General features: G+C 70.7%; 14 protein-coding genes. 9 read left to right on the forward strand and 5 right to left on the reverse strand.

What is annotated here, in order from left to right:
* The first annotated feature begins 202 nt into the window (after nt 1–202).
* The 5 genes from JK363_RS12145 (at nt 203) to JK363_RS12165 (ending at nt 5,736) form a co-directional block, all read left to right on the forward strand.
* On the forward strand, nt 203–610 hold the full coding sequence (locus JK363_RS12145) for an SAV_915 family protein (RefSeq protein WP_201874680.1): 408 nt from the start codon (nt 203–205) through the stop codon (nt 608–610).
* Nucleotides 611–624: 14 nt separating this feature from the next.
* Nucleotides 625–1,971, forward strand: coding sequence for a diaminopimelate decarboxylase (gene lysA / locus JK363_RS12150; protein WP_201874682.1), 1,347 nt, complete (start codon nt 625–627; stop codon nt 1,969–1,971).
* A 112-nt stretch (nt 1,972–2,083) separates the two neighbouring features.
* Complete coding sequence (locus JK363_RS12155; protein ID WP_201874684.1) at nt 2,084–2,419, forward strand: YnfA family protein; 336 nt, start codon at nt 2,084–2,086, stop codon at nt 2,417–2,419.
* A 174-nt stretch (nt 2,420–2,593) separates the two neighbouring features.
* Nucleotides 2,594–4,585: a LodA/GoxA family CTQ-dependent oxidase gene (locus JK363_RS12160; RefSeq protein WP_201874686.1), complete on the forward strand. Its 1,992-nt coding sequence runs from the start codon at nt 2,594–2,596 to the stop codon at nt 4,583–4,585.
* The gene (locus tag JK363_RS12165) at nt 4,582–5,736 is read left to right on the forward strand and encodes an FAD-dependent monooxygenase (RefSeq protein ID WP_201874688.1); all 1,155 of its coding nucleotides are present in this window, start codon (nt 4,582–4,584) and stop codon (nt 5,734–5,736) included. The genes JK363_RS12160 and JK363_RS12165 overlap by 4 nt, the downstream gene beginning before the upstream one ends.
* Before the next feature lie 148 nt (nt 5,737–5,884).
* Here the strand turns inward: JK363_RS12165 and glpK are convergent, their stop codons facing one another.
* A complete protein-coding gene (glpK, locus tag JK363_RS12170) occupies nt 5,885–7,387 on the reverse strand; it encodes a glycerol kinase GlpK (protein WP_201874690.1) in 1,503 nt (500 codons plus the stop codon).
* A gap of 42 nt (nt 7,388–7,429) precedes the next feature.
* Entirely contained in the window at nt 7,430–8,197 is a 768-nt protein-coding gene (locus JK363_RS12175) for an IclR family transcriptional regulator (protein ID WP_201874692.1), read from the reverse strand.
* Between the two features lie 302 nt (nt 8,198–8,499).
* Here JK363_RS12175 and JK363_RS44175 point away from each other — a divergent pair, with 302 nt between their 5' ends.
* Entirely contained in the window at nt 8,500–9,150 is a 651-nt protein-coding gene (locus tag JK363_RS44175) for an ATP-binding protein (protein ID WP_307821692.1), read from the forward strand.
* A gap of 50 nt (nt 9,151–9,200) precedes the next feature.
* Here the strand turns inward: JK363_RS44175 and JK363_RS12185 are convergent, their stop codons facing one another.
* The 3 genes from JK363_RS12185 to JK363_RS12195 form a co-directional block, all read right to left on the reverse strand.
* A complete protein-coding gene (locus tag JK363_RS12185; RefSeq protein ID WP_307821693.1) occupies nt 9,201–10,370 on the reverse strand; it encodes a PP2C family protein-serine/threonine phosphatase in 1,170 nt (389 codons plus the stop codon).
* 129 nt (nt 10,371–10,499) lie between these two features.
* Nucleotides 10,500–11,798, reverse strand: coding sequence for an MFS transporter (locus JK363_RS12190; RefSeq protein WP_201874694.1), 1,299 nt, complete (start codon nt 11,796–11,798; stop codon nt 10,500–10,502).
* The gene (locus JK363_RS12195) at nt 11,795–12,406 is read right to left on the reverse strand and encodes a winged helix-turn-helix domain-containing protein (protein ID WP_201874696.1); all 612 of its coding nucleotides are present in this window, start codon (nt 12,404–12,406) and stop codon (nt 11,795–11,797) included. Before JK363_RS12195 ends, JK363_RS12190 begins: the two co-directional genes overlap by 4 nt.
* Before the next feature lie 279 nt (nt 12,407–12,685).
* On the opposite strand from JK363_RS12195, the gene JK363_RS43765 reads away from it, so the two are divergent.
* The 3 genes from JK363_RS43765 to JK363_RS12210 are packed head-to-tail and all read left to right on the forward strand — an operon-like array spanning nt 12,686 to nt 15,078.
* Nucleotides 12,686–13,345 carry an MFS transporter gene (locus tag JK363_RS43765; protein WP_201874698.1) on the forward strand — a complete coding sequence of 220 codons (660 nt, stop codon included), beginning with the start codon at nt 12,686–12,688 and terminating at the stop codon, nt 13,343–13,345.
* On the forward strand, nt 13,249–14,016 hold the full coding sequence (locus JK363_RS43770; RefSeq protein ID WP_201874700.1) for an MFS transporter: 768 nt from the start codon (nt 13,249–13,251) through the stop codon (nt 14,014–14,016). Before JK363_RS43765 ends, JK363_RS43770 begins: the two co-directional genes overlap by 97 nt.
* Nucleotides 14,017–14,055: 39 nt before the next feature.
* The gene (locus JK363_RS12210; RefSeq protein WP_307821694.1) at nt 14,056–15,078 is read left to right on the forward strand and encodes a 3-oxoacyl-[acyl-carrier-protein] synthase III C-terminal domain-containing protein; all 1,023 of its coding nucleotides are present in this window, start codon (nt 14,056–14,058) and stop codon (nt 15,076–15,078) included.
* Nucleotides 15,079–15,183: the final 105 nt, after the last annotated feature.

Raw genomic sequence — 15,183 nt, forward strand, 5'->3', positions numbered from 1 at the left:
ACCGGTCCGGGATGTGAACCGGGCCACGTTCCCTCCCCGTGGCACGCCAGTATCGCGTCAACACCCCACTGAATCCCGTCAGCGTCGCGTCAGGGGCGGCGTCTGTTCCCGGACCGGGGGAAGGAGCAGCCCGACGCGCCCCCGGACCCGCCCGGCCCGTGGCCGCACACCGTTGCTCACCACTCCTCCAGGGAGGACCGCCATGACCGAGCTGTTGTACGGGGACGACCCGGAACCCTCAGAACGGATCCCGGCCGGACCGCTCTACGTCCCCGTCCGGCCGGGACCCGACAGCTGTGCGGTGCGGGTGTTCCGCACCCCCGTCGGCGGCCGCACCGCCGTCGGCTTCTCCAGCCAGCGGCGTCTGACGGAGGTGCTCGGCGTCCGGCAGCCGTGGATCAGGCTCGCCGAAACCGCGTTGCGCGCCCTCACCGAACCGCTGGGCGTCACCCATCTCACCGTGGACCCGAAGGTGGCGGCCGGCCGCGGTCTGCTCCCCTGCCGTCCGCTGGAACGGCGCATCCGGCGCCCCCGGGACCCCGAGGGCGTCACCCTCGCCGCACTGCTCTCCGGCCGCGGCACCGGAACCCTCGGTACCGGCATCGGCTGAGGGGACGACGCTCCATGGTCACACCGCTGCTCCCGGACACCGGGCACCCGGTGCCCGGCCCCGACGACGAGCTGACCGTCTGGCCCGCCTCGGCTGCCCGGCTCGCCCACGGCGACCTCGCCGTGGGCGGGGTGCCGCTCACCGAGATCGCCGACCGCTTCGGTACCCCGGCCTATCTGCTCGACGAGACCGAGGTACGCGCCCGCTGCCGCTCCTACCAGCGGGTCTTCCCGAGCTCAACCGTCCTCTACGCGGCCAAGGCGTTCCTGTGCCGCGCCATGGCCCACTGGGTGGAGGACGAGGGCCTGGGGCTGGACGTCTGCTCGGCAGGGGAGCTGGAGCTCGCGTTCACCAGCGGCTTCCCACCGGACCGCATCGTGCTGCACGGCAACGCCAAGAGTCCGCAGGACCTGGAGGCCGCGCTGCGCTTCGGCGTCGGCCGCATCGTGATCGACAGCCCCTCGGAGATCGCCCGGCTGGCCGTCGCCGTGCCCGAGGGCAGCCGCCAGAAGGTCATGGTGCGGGTCGCGCCCGGGATCGCCGCGGGCGGGCACGTCAAGATCCGCACCGGTACCGAGGACCAGAAGTTCGGCCTGTCCCTCACCGACGGCTCCGCCCACCACGCCATCGCCCGGATCCTGGATCAGCCACGGCTCGAACTGGTCGGTCTGCACTGCCATCTGGGCTCCCAGATCACCTCCGTCAAGCCCTATGTGTCCGCGGTCCGCCGCATGGTGGGCCTGATGGCCCGGGTCCGGGAGCTGCACGGAGTGGTCCTCCCCGAGCTGGACCTCGGCGGCGGCCACGGCATCGCCTACCGGCCCGGCGAACCCGCGCTCGACATCGCCGCCCTGGCCGGGCGGGTGCGGGCGGAGCTGGCCGGGGGCTGTGCGGCGGCCGGGCTGCCTGTCCCGCGGCTGATCATCGAACCGGGGCGTGCGGTGGTGGGACAGGCCGGGGTGGCGCTCTACCGGGTGCTGGCCGTCAAGCGCACCGGGGAGCACACCTTCGTCGCCGTGGACGGCGGGATGAGCGACAACCCGCGGCCCGCGCTGTACGGGGTGCGCTACGCGCCCCGGCTGGTCGGCCGCCGCTCCTCGGCCCCGCTGGTCCCCGTGACGGTGGCCGGACGCCACTGCGAGGCCGGGGACGTCCTGGCGGGCGGGGCCGAACTGCCCGCCGACCTCCACCCCGGCGACCTGCTCGCGGTGCCGGTGGCGGGCGCGTACCACCTGTCCATGGCCTCCGGATACAACCTGGTCGGCCGTCCACCCGTGGTCGCCGTGGCCGACGGCCATGCCCGGCTGCTGGTCCGGCGCGAATCGCTGGCGGACTTCCGCAGCCGCGACGTCGGGCTGTAGCGGCGGAGGGGCGGCGGATGCGGCCGTCCCTCCGCGCGCGGTCTACGGTCGGGGCGTGCCTGGCCAGCTGGGCACGCCCCGACCGTAGGCCGTCCGAGAGAAAGTCCGTACCGTGCTCATCGCCCGCTCCGTCGCTCTGTTCGTGGTCGCCGCCCTCTTCGAGATCGGCGGTGCCTGGCTGGTGTGGCAGGGGGTGCGGGAACACCGGGGCTGGATCTGGATCGGCGCCGGGGTGATCGCCCTCGGGCTGTACGGCTTTGTGGCCACCCTCCAGCCGGACGCCGAGTTCGGGCGCATCCTCGCCGCGTACGGCGGGGTCTTCGTCGCCGGATCGCTGGCCTGGGGCATGGTCGCCGACGGCTACCGCCCCGACCGTTTCGATGTGATCGGCGCTCTGGTGTGCCTCGCCGGAGTGGCCGTGATCATGTACGCCCCGCGCGGCCACTGACCCCCGACGTTGGTCGTCGAGGAGTGAACCCCGGGCCTGCGGTGGCGGCCTGGGCCGAGGCGAGGGACGGTGGTGGAAGGGGAACGGAACCGGGGGGATCGTGGAGCCGGGGTTTCGGGCAACCCGGGGGATCTCGGGGAACCGCATACGCACCTCCACCACAGGTGGTCCACCATGGCAAGGGACATCGTCCGGATCGGCATCCATCCCGCGATCGGGATCGCCCGGGTCGGCAACAGCGCCACGGAGTTCTTCTTCGGCCCCGAAGTACCCGACGAGAAACCCGCGAGCCCCGGCTTCTACCGGGACGCGCAGGGCGCGATCAAACGACAGGGCGCGCGATTCCGGCTGTACGGCTACGACGCCGACGGCCGGGTCGTCCAGGAGGTCACCAAGGACAGCCGCACCCAGATCACCTGGCGGGCTCATCTGGCGAACAAGAAGGCCGCCTGGTACCAGTTCCACCTGGCGCTCGACATCCCCGACGCCCGAGCCCTCGGTCAGGACCGGCTCGCCCTGCGCAACAAGGCCGATCCGGACCGCAGATCACTGATCATCGACCCCGGAAGCCGGACCCTGAGCGGATCGTCCGCCGGTACGGCCGCCTTCGACACCGGGAAGATCAAAGGCGTGACGGTCCGCCTCGGCGAGATGCGTACCGACACCCTCGGACGGCTGACGGTCCTCGGTGGCATCGGCCGCTCCGGCTCGTGGAACCAGAGCCCGCTGACCGGATTCGCCAACAACGACGGCTGGTTCGACGACACGTCGGACGGACCGGTGACCGCGACCGTCACCATCGACGGACGGCAGATCCCGGTGGATCCCGCCTGGGTGGTGGTGGCACCGCCCAACTACGCACCGGGGCTGAAATCCCTCCGCACCCTCTACGACCTGCTCCAGGACGTGTTCATCAACAAGGGCTGGCTGCCCCGGCCCGAGAAGGTGTCGTTCTCCGCGCATATCGAACCGGTCCTGCGGCGGTTCTGCGAACTCCAGTGGGTCAACCGGGGCTTCGCCGTCCAGTTCGGCTGGGGCGCCCCGAACCACTTCCTCGACCCTCGCAGACGGGCCCGGCTGGCCGCCCCGGACGACCGCAACCGAGAGGCGCGCCGCCAGTTCTACCTGGCCCTGCGCAACTACCCACGCGACGGAGCCTCCCCGGCCCCCTGGCCGTGGATCTACGGCGACGCCATGGCCTCACGCCCCCGGTCCGTCCTCCAGCACCTCGCTCTGACGGACCTTCAGGACTCTCTGCTCCAGCGGTGGGTGGCCGGTGACTTCGCCCCCGGCAGCACCGCCGACGGCCCCGCCACCCTGGCCGACGTGCCCCTGTCCGAACAGCCCGCGCGGCTGGACCGCGCCGCGCTGGACCACTGCCTCGCCGACGCCTTCCACCCCGGCTGCGAGGTCACCTGGCCCCTCCGGCACGACACGCTCTACACCGCCCCGTTCCGCCTCCGGCACCGCGCCGCCGATCAGCCCGAGCCCTCCTACGGCCCCGAACTCACCCCGGGCGTGGCGCTGTCGGCCCGCGGTCCGCTCCATGCCCAGGGGCCCGGCGATCTCACCCGGTGGATGGCCGTCCCCTGGCAGGCCGACACCGCCAGCTGCCGCTACGGATACGAGAGCCTCGCGGGGCTCGGCCCGCGCTACGACCCCTATCTGCCCACCTTCTGGCCCGCCCGGGTGCCCAACCAGGTGCTCACCGAAGAAGACTTCCGGACGGTGAACACACCACCGCCGGCAGCGGCGTCCGACCGCGACGCGGCAGCGCCCGACCGCGAGGCGGCCTTCGAGCGGCGCGCCGTCTGGCTGCGCGGACTCACCGGGGCGACCAACCTCCAGCAGATGGCCCAGATGGTCAAGGACTGGCACAAGCTCGGCATCGTCGAAGTGCGCGACTACACCGTGGGCGACGGCAGATTCCCCCCTCGTATGCAGGTGGAATCCACACCGCTCGCACCCCTGCACGCCGCGCCCTACGACCGGAACCTGATCAATCTGCACGTCCCCGAAGCCGGACTGCCCACCATCGGTGCGGACGCCGCGGAAACCGCCCTCACCCGCGCCCTCCGCGCGGCCGTCGAACGGTGGGGCTACAGCGAAGCCGAGGTCACCGTCGGCTACATCGACAAGATCGACCCGTTCCACGAGGGTTGGTGATCCCCGTTCCGGCCCCCCTCCGCGCCCACTACGACGTCGTGGTCGCCGGTGGCGGACCCGCCGGAGCCGCCGCGGCCCTCACCCTGGCACAGACGGGCCACCACGTCCTGCTCGCCGACGCGGGCAGCGGCCCCGCGAAAACCGGCGAGGCGCTCCCCGCCGCCGCCCGGGTCGTCCTGGCCGACCTCGGCATGGCCGACCGCGTACCGGGCCCCGGCCATCTGCCCGGCTACGCCAACGTCTCCGCGTGGGGCTCCACCGCCCTGTACCGGGTGGACTCGCTCAACGACCCCCACGGCACCGGCTGGCACCTCGACCGCGGCCTGTTCGACCAGCGGCTGCGCGACGGCGTACGCGCCACCGGAGCCGAGGTGGCCGAGCACACCGCCGTCCGCCGCCCCGTCCGCGCACCCGGCGGCGGCTGGACCCTGCCCCTGCGCGGGCTCGAGGGGCCCGCCACCGTCCACTGCGCCTGGGTGGTGGACGCCACCGGCCGCCTCGGCGCCATCGCCACCCCGCTCGGGGCCCGCCGCCACCGCCATGACCGGCTCCTGGCAGTCCGGCTCGCCCTGGAGCCCGGCCCCGGCGCGGCGGACGGCTGCTCGCTCGTCGAATCGGACCCCGACGGCTGGTGGTACACCGCCCTCCAGCCCGGCGGCCACCGGATCGTCGTCTACTTCACCGACGCCGACCTTCCCTCGGCCGCCCTCCACAGTCGCGAGGACGTTCAGCGGCGCCTCGCCACCACCCGCCATCTGGCCCGGCGTGCCGCCGTACATCCCCTCGCCCCCGACGCCGTACCACGGCGGGCGCCCGCCCACAGCGCCCATCTGGAACCGGTCTGCGGCGACGGCTGGATCGCGGCGGGCGACGCGGCCGTCGCCTTCGACCCGCTGTCCTCCCAAGGGGTGCTGACCGCCCTGTGCACCGGACTGCGCGCCGGTCAGGCCGTCGACGCCCGGCTGCGCGGGGACCGCGAGGCGCTGCGGGAGTACGCCGCCCAGCTCCGGTGGATCCGCGCCGTCCACGTCCGCCATCACGACGACGCCTATCGCGCCGAGCGCCGATGGCCCGCCCGTCCGTTCTGGCGGCGACGGCACACACGGTGCGGAGGGCTCGCACCGGGAGAAGTCCGGGTCGGGCAGACGTAAACCGCGCGCCCCTGGGTACCCGCCGCGCAAGCTGTCGACGGAGCCCCCGGGGGAACGCGGCGGCCAGGCTCTTCCGGTCCGGAATGAGGGCCGGTGGAGCCGCCCGCCGGCCGGGCCCGGTACGTGCGCCGCACATGCGGGGCCGCCGCTACGACCGTATCCACCCGAACGACCGCTCCACCGCGCGCCGCCAGTTCTCGTACTCCGCCTCCCGGCGCCCGGGGTCCATCGTGGGCATCCACTGACCGGCCCGGTGCCAGTTGTGGCGCAGCCCCTCGAGGTCCGGCCAGTAGCCGACGGTCAGGCCCGCGGCGTAGGCCGCACCCAGGGAGACGGTCTCGGAGACCATGGGCCGTACCACCGGCACATCGAGCACATCGGCCACGAACTGCATCAGCAGATTGTTGGCCGTCATACCGCCGTCGACCTTCAGGGCCTTCAGCGGCTCGGGCGAGTCGGCGTTCATGGCGTCGATGACCTCGCGGGTCTGCCAGCCCGTGGCCTCCAGCACCGCACGGGCGAGATGACCTTTGGTGATGTACGAGGTGAGACCGACGATGACCCCGCGGGCGTCGCTGCGCCAGTGCGGGGCGAAGAGCCCGGAGAACGCGGGAACGATGTAGCAGCCGCCGTTGTCCTCGACGGTACGGGCGAGGGTCTCGATCTCGGGGGCGCTGTGGATCAGACCCAGTCGGTCCCGGAACCACTGCACCAGCGAACCGGTGACCGCGATCGGCCCCTCCAGTGCGTAGACCGTCGGCTCGTCCCCGATCTTGTAGCCGACGGTGGTGAGCAGTCCGTGGCGGGAGCGCACCAGGTTGGTGCCGGTGTTCATCAGCAAGAAGCTGCCGGTGCCGTAGGTGCACTTCGCCTCCCCGGTGGCGAAGCAGGTCTGCCCGAAGAGCGCCGCCTGCTGGTCGCCGAAGGCGGCACAGATACGCACATCGGGCAGCAGCGCACGGGCCACGCCGTAGCACTCGGCGGACGGACGGATGTCCGGCAGCATGGCACGGGGCACCCCGAAGTAGCTCAGCAGTTCGTCGTCCCAGGCGAGGGTGCGGATGTTCATCAGCATCGTGCGGCTGGCATTGGTGGCGTCGGTGATGTGCAGTCCGCCGTTCGGCCCACCGGTGAGATTCCAGATCAGCCAGCTCTCCACGGTGCCGAACAGCACCTCGCCGCGCTCCGCGCGCCCGTGCAGACCGTCGACATGGTCGAACAGCCAGCGGATCCGTGGCGCGGAGAAATAGGTGGTGGGCGGCAGACCGCAGCGGTCGAGGAAGAAGTCGTCACCTCTGGTGCGCCGCAACTCGTCCACCAGGGCGTCGGTGCGGGTGTCCTGCCAGGTGATGGCGTTGCCGATGGGGACGCCCGTTCCGCGGTCCCAGAGGACCGTGGTCTCGCGCTGGTTCGCGATGCCGATCGCCGCCACCTGGTCCGGGCCGATACCGGCGTTGTCGAGCGCCCGGGGCACGATCCGCTGGAGGTTGTCCCAGATCTCGGTGGCGTCGTGTTCCACCCAGCCGGGCTGGGTGAAGTACGCCTGGTGTTCCCTCTGTGCGACGGACACCAGGCGTCCCTGGTGGTCGAAGAGGATGCACCGGGTGGAGGTGGTGCCCTGGTCGATGGAGATCACATAGCGTTCAACCATGGCCTGGCCTGCCTTCGCGCGGATTCGAGCAGGACATGGGGGTCACCAGCGGGACGCGCCGAGGTCGCGGGAGACCGCCCGTGCGGCATCGCGCACCAGGCCGACGAGCGGAGCGTTCGGCCGGCCCTTGCTGTCGCAGAGGCGTTCCACGGAACCGGACACCCCGATGGCGCCGACCACCAGGCCGCCCTGTCCGCGTATCGGTGCCGCGAGATCCGCTTCACCCATGATCATTTCTTGGACCGCGGCCGCCCATCCGGCCTCCCGTATCTCGCCGAGTGCTCTGCCCAGCTGCTGGGGGGAGACGAGGGTGTGCCGGGTGTAGCCCTCTCGTTCTGCTTCCATAACCGGCTCCAGGGGTGTCGTCCCGTACGCCAGCAGGATCTTGCCCAGGGCGCTGGCGTGCAGGGGCAGCAGGGATCCCACGTCCAGGGTCTGAAATGTGTCATCGGGACGGAAGACGTGGTGGACGATGAGTACCTTGCCCTCGAGGGGCACGCCGAGCCGGACCGCCTCACCGCTGCGGGCGGCGAGCGCGTCGGCCCAGTTGATGGAGCGGGAGCGCAGCTCGTTGATATCGAGATAGCTGGTTCCCAGGTGGAGCAGCGCGGCGCCGAGCTGGTACTTGCCGGTCTCCTTGTCCTGCTCGACGAAGTCCACGCTCTGGAGGGTGCGCAGTATGCCGTGTGCGGTGCCCTTCGCCAGGCCCAGCGCGGCGGCCACTTCGCCCAGGCCGAGCCGTCCGGAGCCCTGGGCGAGCAGCCGCAGGATCGCCGCCGCCCGCTCGATCGACTGCACCGGGCCGGCCATGTCGCGATCGTAGCTCTATGTCCTCTGATCCAGCTTGTTGGCCGGGTTTTTCGCTTTCCTGAAGCAATCCCGCTTCAGGGCTCTTAGCTGCGTGTTTCTAGGTTTGTTCAGCGTTGCACAAGAACGTTCGGTAATGCCGACCTCCATTCGTTGACCGCGCCCCTGTGCGCCCATAGCGTCCGTATCAGGACAGCTCCGACATCAGGGGCGACCTTGCCGGTCGTTATTCGGCCGGCCACCGACAGGCAACCCACTGGGCGCTCGACAGGGCAGTGCCCGGCAGAGCACCCGGAGGAGGAGAAGTGGCGGACCAGCTGAATCTTTCGACCGTCGGCGACGCACCGCCGACTGATCCCGCCATGGGAATGGCTCCCCAGGTGGGAGCGGGCGGCTGGAGCGTTCCCGCAGCCTTCGGCTTCGTGGGGCCGTCCGCTCATACGGAGACACCGGCGCCGCTCATCGGTCCTCAGGTGCGCGGAGCGGCCTCCGCGCATGGGACGGTCCCGGGCGGCGGGCAGGCCCCCGCCGCGCGTGCGCCGATCGGCCATGTCGACCACCGTGCCGACCACCATCTCCCGGTGCCGCACATCCACGGGGCCGTCGCCACCGTACGGCACCGGGCGCGGCTGCTGCTGGACGAGTGGGAGCTGCCCGCCGAATGCCTCGACGACGCGCTCATGGTGATCTCCGAGCTGATCACCAACGCGGTGCTGCACGCCCTTCCGCCCGCCGTACTGCGGCTGCGCTCGAGTGAGACCGATGGCTGCCGCACCCTGCACATCGAGGTCACCGACGGCGGCCCCGCACCCCGGACCGAGCGGCCGGACGAGGAGATCGAGCCGGACGAGCACGGCCGTGGGATCGGCATCGTTTCCGCGCTGTCGTCCTGCCACGGCACCCGGGTGGGCTGCTCCGGTGTCACCCGCTGGGCGGAGCTGCCGGTGGCCGTCTGACGAGCGGACCCACACCGCGCCGCACCGCGCGCACACCGCGTGGCCGGGTGTCAGAGGCGTCCGTGCGGGGCGATGGCGAGGATGGCGACGTCGTCGTGGCGCTTGCTCGCATGGCGCGGCAGATCGGTGTTGAGGAAGTTGATGACATCCAGGGGGTCCGGGACCGGGCGGCCCCCGAAACGGTCGCTGAGCCGGTCCAGCAGGGGGTAGAAGTTCCCGTTCGCATCGCGGGCCTCGATCAGCCCGTCGGTGCACATCAGCAGCACATCGCCGCGCAGCAGCCGGTACTGGGCGGCGGCGGGCGGTTCATCGGCCAGAGTGCCCAGGCCGAGGGGGAGACACGGGGTCCCGGTCAGCGTGGTCACCTCGCCGCCCGAGATCAGGATGGGCTCGATATGCCCGAAGTTGACGATCGTCACCCGGTGGGCCACCGGGTCGTACTCGATCAGCGCGGCGGTGACGAACAGCTCGTCGTCGGGGATGTCCGCGGCCTCACCGGCCATCCGGCGCTCCAGCCGGTTGGCCACCTGGAGCAGATCCCCGGGGTCGTAGACGGCCTGGCGGAAGCTGCCGAGTACATCGGCCACGGTGCGTACCGCCTGGAGCCCCTTGCCGCGCACATCGCCGATGATGGCGCGCTCACCGTGCTGGGTGGCGCGGATGTCGAAGAGATCCCCGCCGATCATGGTGCCCGCCTCGGCGGGGCAGTAGAGCGCCGCCACCAGCACATGGCCCACCTCGTGCGGCAGCGGACGCAGCAGCGTGCGCATCAGGGCCTCGGCCACCGAGCTGGCGTGCATCAGATGGGCTTCCTGACGCTTCCGGTGCGCCGCCAGCCCCGTGCCGAGGGCGCCGACCAGGGTGGTGGCGATGTAGGTGGCCACATAGTGGCGGTCCCAGAGGTAACCCACGCTGCGCCCCGCACAGCACGGGGTGCCCGCGAGGGTGGCCTCGAAGCCGACGGCGAAGACCGTGATGGCGGCCACGGTGACCGGGCCGTGGCTGAAGGCGGCCACCACAGGCAGTGCGATGAGCAGGAAGCTCACCGGCCACTGCACGGGGGTGATGGGCTCGACCACCAGGATGACCGCGACATAGATGGCCGGCAGCCAGCGCATCCAGGCGGGGGGAGAGGGGATCTCCAGATCGCCGTTGCTCAGCCGTGGCGCCTTCCGGGCTTCGGCGCCGTGGCCGGCTGTGCCGCGGCCCGGCCGTCTCACGGCTCGCTCCGGGGCGGTGGCGCCTCAGCCGACCTGTACACACGGGCTCCTGATACGGCTGTGATCAACATGCACAGCCTGCCGGGACCGGCGGCCCCCGGCGACCCATGCTGCGCCATCGGCGGCATGTCATCCGGTGGGAGGCGCCACCCGGGTGTCCGCCGCCTCGCCCGGCGGCCGGGCCGTCGGCAGATCGCGGGACCACCGGATGGGGGAGCGGAGCAGGATCACCCCGGCCAGCGGAATCCCCGCCGTGGTGATCCACATCGCGGTGCGGACACCGAACGCGGTGCCGAGCGCACCCCCGAGCAGCGCGCCGAGCGGAATCGTGCCGTAACTGATGAACGCCGTGCTCGCGGTGAGCCGACCGAGCAGCTCCGGCGGGCAGTAGCGCTGCTGGAAGCTCGCCTTGATCACATTGCCCGCCACCACGCCCAACGCGACGCAGAAGCCGCCCGCCACGAAGCACAGCACCCCGGGTCCGGCCACGGTCAGCGGGATGAGCAGTGCGCATACGGCGAGGCCCAGTTCGAACACCAGGGTCGCGCGGGCCGTACCGACCCGGGCGGCCACCCGCCGCGCCACCAGCGCTCCGGCGACGCCTCCGGCGCTCACGGCGGCGATGAGCGCGCCCACCGTGCCCGGAGCCAGCCCCACGGTCCGGACCAGGAAGACCACCCGTATCGACTGGTATCCCACGAGCGCGAGGTTGGAGACGGCGGAGAAGAACGCGAAGGTACGGAACCACGGGTCACGGGCGATCAGCCGCAGTCCCTCGCCGACCTCCTCGGCAAGCGCCCGCCGCGGACGTACCGACGCCGCGGTGGCGGCCGGTTCGCGGTGGCGGATGGCGGACACACAGCAGAGGGTGACGAGGAACGTGGCGGCATGGGTGAGCATGCCGTTCACCGCGCCCGCCCACTGGGCGATCACACCGGCCGAACCCTGCCCGGCGATCTGCGCGGCGGAAGCGCTGCCGTGCAGGGCGGCATTGCCCTCGGGCTGGTCGTCGGCGTGCAGCACGCTGGGGAGATAGGCGCGGTAGGCGGTCTGGAAGAACACCGCGGCCGAGCCCGCGAGCAGGGCGACGGTCAGCAGCAGACCGAAGCCCAGCAGACCGCACCAGGCGGCGACGGGGACACTGGCGAACAGCAGCAGCGAGACCGCGGAGGCCGTCAGCATGATCGGTCTGCGGGGCAGCCGGTCCACCCAGACTCCCACAGGCAGACCGATGACCAGCCAGGGGATCCAGGAAGCGGCGGTCAGCAGACCGATCTCGAAGGTCCCGACGTGCAGGGTGGAGACGGCGATCAGCGGCATCGCCACCGTCGTGACGGAGGCGCCGAAGTTGCCCGCCGTCTCACCACACCACAGCAGCCGGAAGTCGCGGTGGCGGCGCAGCACGCCACCGCGTATCCGCGAGCTCATGCGCCGCCACGCTCCCTGCGGGGGAAGGACTGGAGCTGGACCACGACCGGCAGCGCCTCCGGGTCGGGCGCGGTGTCCGCGGCGGGGGCATGGCGGGCGATCACGCCCATCAACTCGGTGTTCAAAGCGCGAAGTTGAGAGGGCGTCATCCGAAGATCGCGCCAGTCGGCGACGGTGCCCGCGTTCCGCCACCGCTCGTCCCAGTCCTCGCCGACGTAGGTCATGACCCGGCTGAAGTACTGCTGTATCAGCTCGCGCAGATAGACCGACAGCGCGCCGTGGGCGTCGGGGTCATCACGGAAATCGGCGATCCGCAGGTCATTGATGACCCCGGTGCCACGCCACCACCGCTCGCGCTTGGTGCCCCGTGCGGTGTCCTCCTCGATGAACCCGTGCTCGGCGAGATGGCGCAGATGCCAGCTGACGGTGCCGGTGTTCTCACCGAGCCGCTGGGCGAGCAGGGTGGCGGTGGCCGGGCCGTCGAGGCTGAGGAGTTCGTACAGCCGCATCCGCAACGGGTGGGCCAGCCCCCGCAGACTGTGGGCGTCCAGCCGCCGGGCGGGGCCGGGGAGCGGGGGCGGGGGTGGGGGTTCGGGGGCGTCGGTCATGCTCGCATCGTAGGTTGCAGAGGATCCTCTGCATAGAGATCTCTGCAAGCTGCCCTCCCGAACGTGATGCCAAGTGCCCGTGCAGGGTGCGCCCTTGACCCCGGGCAGACGACTCGATGGGATCGGACCGCGTGGTCCGTTTCGTTCAACGCATGGGGGAATCCACGTGGATGCAGAGCGGCCCGTCAGATCTGCTGGTTCCGATCCCTCCGTCGGCGGAGGGGATTCGCCGCTGGAGAGCCACCGGCCCTCCTCGCCACCACCCTCGGGCGCCTCGAAGTGGTGGACGCTGACGGCGGCCGTGCTCGGGACGTCATGCTGATGCTCGACCTCAGCGTGGTGAACGTGGCCCTGCCGGTGATCCGTCAGGACGCCGGTTTCGAGGAGGTGCAGTGGGTCCTTGACGCCTATGCCCTCACCCTCGCGGTCTTCCTGCTCACCGCCGGGGCGCTCGCCGACACGCTCGGCCGCAAAAAGATCTTCCAGGTCGGGTTCGCCGTCTTCACCCTGGCCTCGCTGGCCTGCGGAGAGTCCGACACCGGCCTTGCCCTGGACATCTCACGCGGTGCCCAGGGCGTCGGCGGAGCGGTGCTGTTCGCCGTCGCCCCGGCTCTGATCTCCCATCAATTCCACGGCAGGGAGCGGGCCGTCGCGTTCTCGGTGTTCGGGGCCATCATCGGACTCGCCGTCGCTCTGGGCCCGCTGATCGGCGCGGCACTGGTCACCACGGCGAGCTGGCGGTGGATCTTCTACCTGAACATCCCGATCGGGATGTTCGCCATCGTCATCACCGCCGTGTTCGTCCGGGAGTCCCGCGATCCCCGGGCCCGTGGTGTGGATGTGTGGCCGGTACCACCTCCATCTTCCTGGAGGCGAACTACGTCGAGAACGTCCTCGGACTCAGCGCTTGGGAGACCGGTGTCCGGTTCCTGCCATTGACCTTCGGCATGCTCGTCGCCGGGACGGTGGCGGGTATGGTGATGAACCGCATCCCTACCCGGCTGCTGCTGTTCGGCTCTGGAGCGTTTCTGTGTGCCGCCATGCTCCTGGTACTGCTGGCCGACCAGGACTCGTCGTGGACGGCGCTGCTTCCGAGCATGATCGCCGCTGGTATTGGAATGGGGGCCTTCAATCCGCCACGTGCGTCGGTCGCGATGCTGGTCGCCGAACCGGACCGAGCCGGGATGGCTTCGGGGGCGAGTGAGACATTCCAGCAGATCGGAGTGGCACTCGGAATCGCCGCCACCGGTTCGCTGTTCCAGAATCAGGTGGCGCGGGAATTCTCCGACACCGCGGTCGGAAAACAGCTCGGCGACGCCGGAGTGGACACCCATGCCCTCGGTGTCACGATTGCCAACGGTGGTGCCGGAGAAGCGAGTAGAGCCATTCCGGAACCCCTGCGCCAGGACTTCCTCCGCTCCGCCGACAGCGTATTCGTCAGCAGTATGCATCTGTGTTTTGTGGTGCTGGCCGTGGTCGCCGGGATCGGCGCCGTCATCGCCCTGCTGTTCATCCGGCGGCGCGACATGCGCGAGGACGTGCCCGAAGTCGGGGAAGCCGAGGGCGACATGCCGAAGCCGACCGTTTCGGCCCGGACCCGTGACGCGTAAGCTCGTCGCACCATCAGAACAGTGGGAGGGAAACGGGGCGTGCCTGGGTTAACTTCCTCGATCGGCATGGTGGGAACCGGGAATTACCTGCCGCATGAGCCGATCAGTCTGGAGTCGTATGTCGAGGCGGGTCTGGAACTGAGCCCGATGGACAACGGGCCGCTGGTGCGCGCACCGCAATGGCGCCACCATGTCGCACCGGGGGACCGGGCAAGCGAGATGATCGAGCGGGCCGCGGCGCCCATGTTCGAGCGGGTCGGTGTCGATGTCCGCGATGTGGACGTCCTGATCACCAATGTGCTGCTGCCCGACGACATGTTCACCGGATGCGGCGCCGACACCGCCCACCGGATGGGGATGTCGCCCGAGTGGATCATCGATCTGCACAACGGCGGCTGTGCGTCCTTCCAGTACATGCTGAAGCTCGTGGGGTCCATCATGGCCACCGAAGGCGCCAGGACCGCGCTGATAGCCAATGTGCAGAACACCGCCGGCCAGATATTCGCCCAGGAGGGCAACCGCTTCAAAGCGCACTGTGTCGCCGCCGGTGACGGCTGCGGAGTCGCCCTGGTCACCGCCGAGCCCGGCCCCGATACGCCCCGGCTGCTGGGGACCTGTACCCGCAACACCCCCGCCACCGCACGCGATCTCGGCATGGCGACCTCCGACGGCCGCCACCACTGGCAGACCGGCGACAGCGTCCTCGACGTGCAGTTCGACGCCGCGAAGACCAAGGAGACCCTGGAGCTCGGCAATCGGCTGGTGCCGGAGCTCGTCCGCGAGCTGAGCGAGCAGTGCGCGTTCGGTATCGACGAGATCGACGTGCTGATCACCAACCAGCCGAACCGCATCTTCTTGCGCAACTGGCGCAACGCCCTCGGAATCGACGCCGAGCGCCATATCGACACCTACGACCGATTCGGCAATCTCTACGGAGCCGGGGTGCCCGTCACCCTGCACGAAGCGGTCACCGCCGGCCGTATCAAGCCGGGCAATCTTGTGGTCACCGCGGGCTTCGCCCATGCCGGGGATTTCGCCGCGGCAGCCGCCTTCCGATGGTGATCCGGCACCGGTTCGGAAAACGACCGCACACTCAATGACCACAAGTTGTCGCGGAGTTGACAGTGCAGAAAACGGAGTTGTTTCCTCGCATTGATGAGCCGTGCG

The sequence above is a fragment of the Streptomyces coffeae genome (genome assembly GCF_016741875.1).
GTDB lineage: Bacteria > Actinomycetota > Actinomycetes > Streptomycetales > Streptomycetaceae > Streptomyces > Streptomyces coffeae.

What these genes read in the sequence shown, in the direction of transcription:
- JK363_RS12145 (WP_201874680.1), top strand. Translation starts at nt 203, where the DNA reads ATGACCGAGCTGTTGTACGGGGACGACCCGGAACCCTCAGAACGGATC.
- lysA (WP_201874682.1), top strand. Translation starts at nt 625, where the DNA reads ATGGTCACACCGCTGCTCCCGGACACCGGGCACCCGGTGCCCGGCCCC.
- JK363_RS12160 (WP_201874686.1), top strand. Translation starts at nt 2,594, where the DNA reads ATGGCAAGGGACATCGTCCGGATCGGCATCCATCCCGCGATCGGGATC.
- glpK (WP_201874690.1), bottom strand. Translation starts at nt 7,387, where the DNA reads ATGGTTGAACGCTATGTGATCTCCATCGACCAGGGCACCACCTCCACC.
- JK363_RS12175 (WP_201874692.1), bottom strand. Translation starts at nt 8,197, where the DNA reads ATGGCCGGCCCGGTGCAGTCGATCGAGCGGGCGGCGGCGATCCTGCGG.
- JK363_RS12190 (WP_201874694.1), bottom strand. Translation starts at nt 11,798, where the DNA reads ATGAGCTCGCGGATACGCGGTGGCGTGCTGCGCCGCCACCGCGACTTC.
- JK363_RS12195 (WP_201874696.1), bottom strand. Translation starts at nt 12,406, where the DNA reads ATGACCGACGCCCCCGAACCCCCACCCCCGCCCCCGCTCCCCGGCCCC.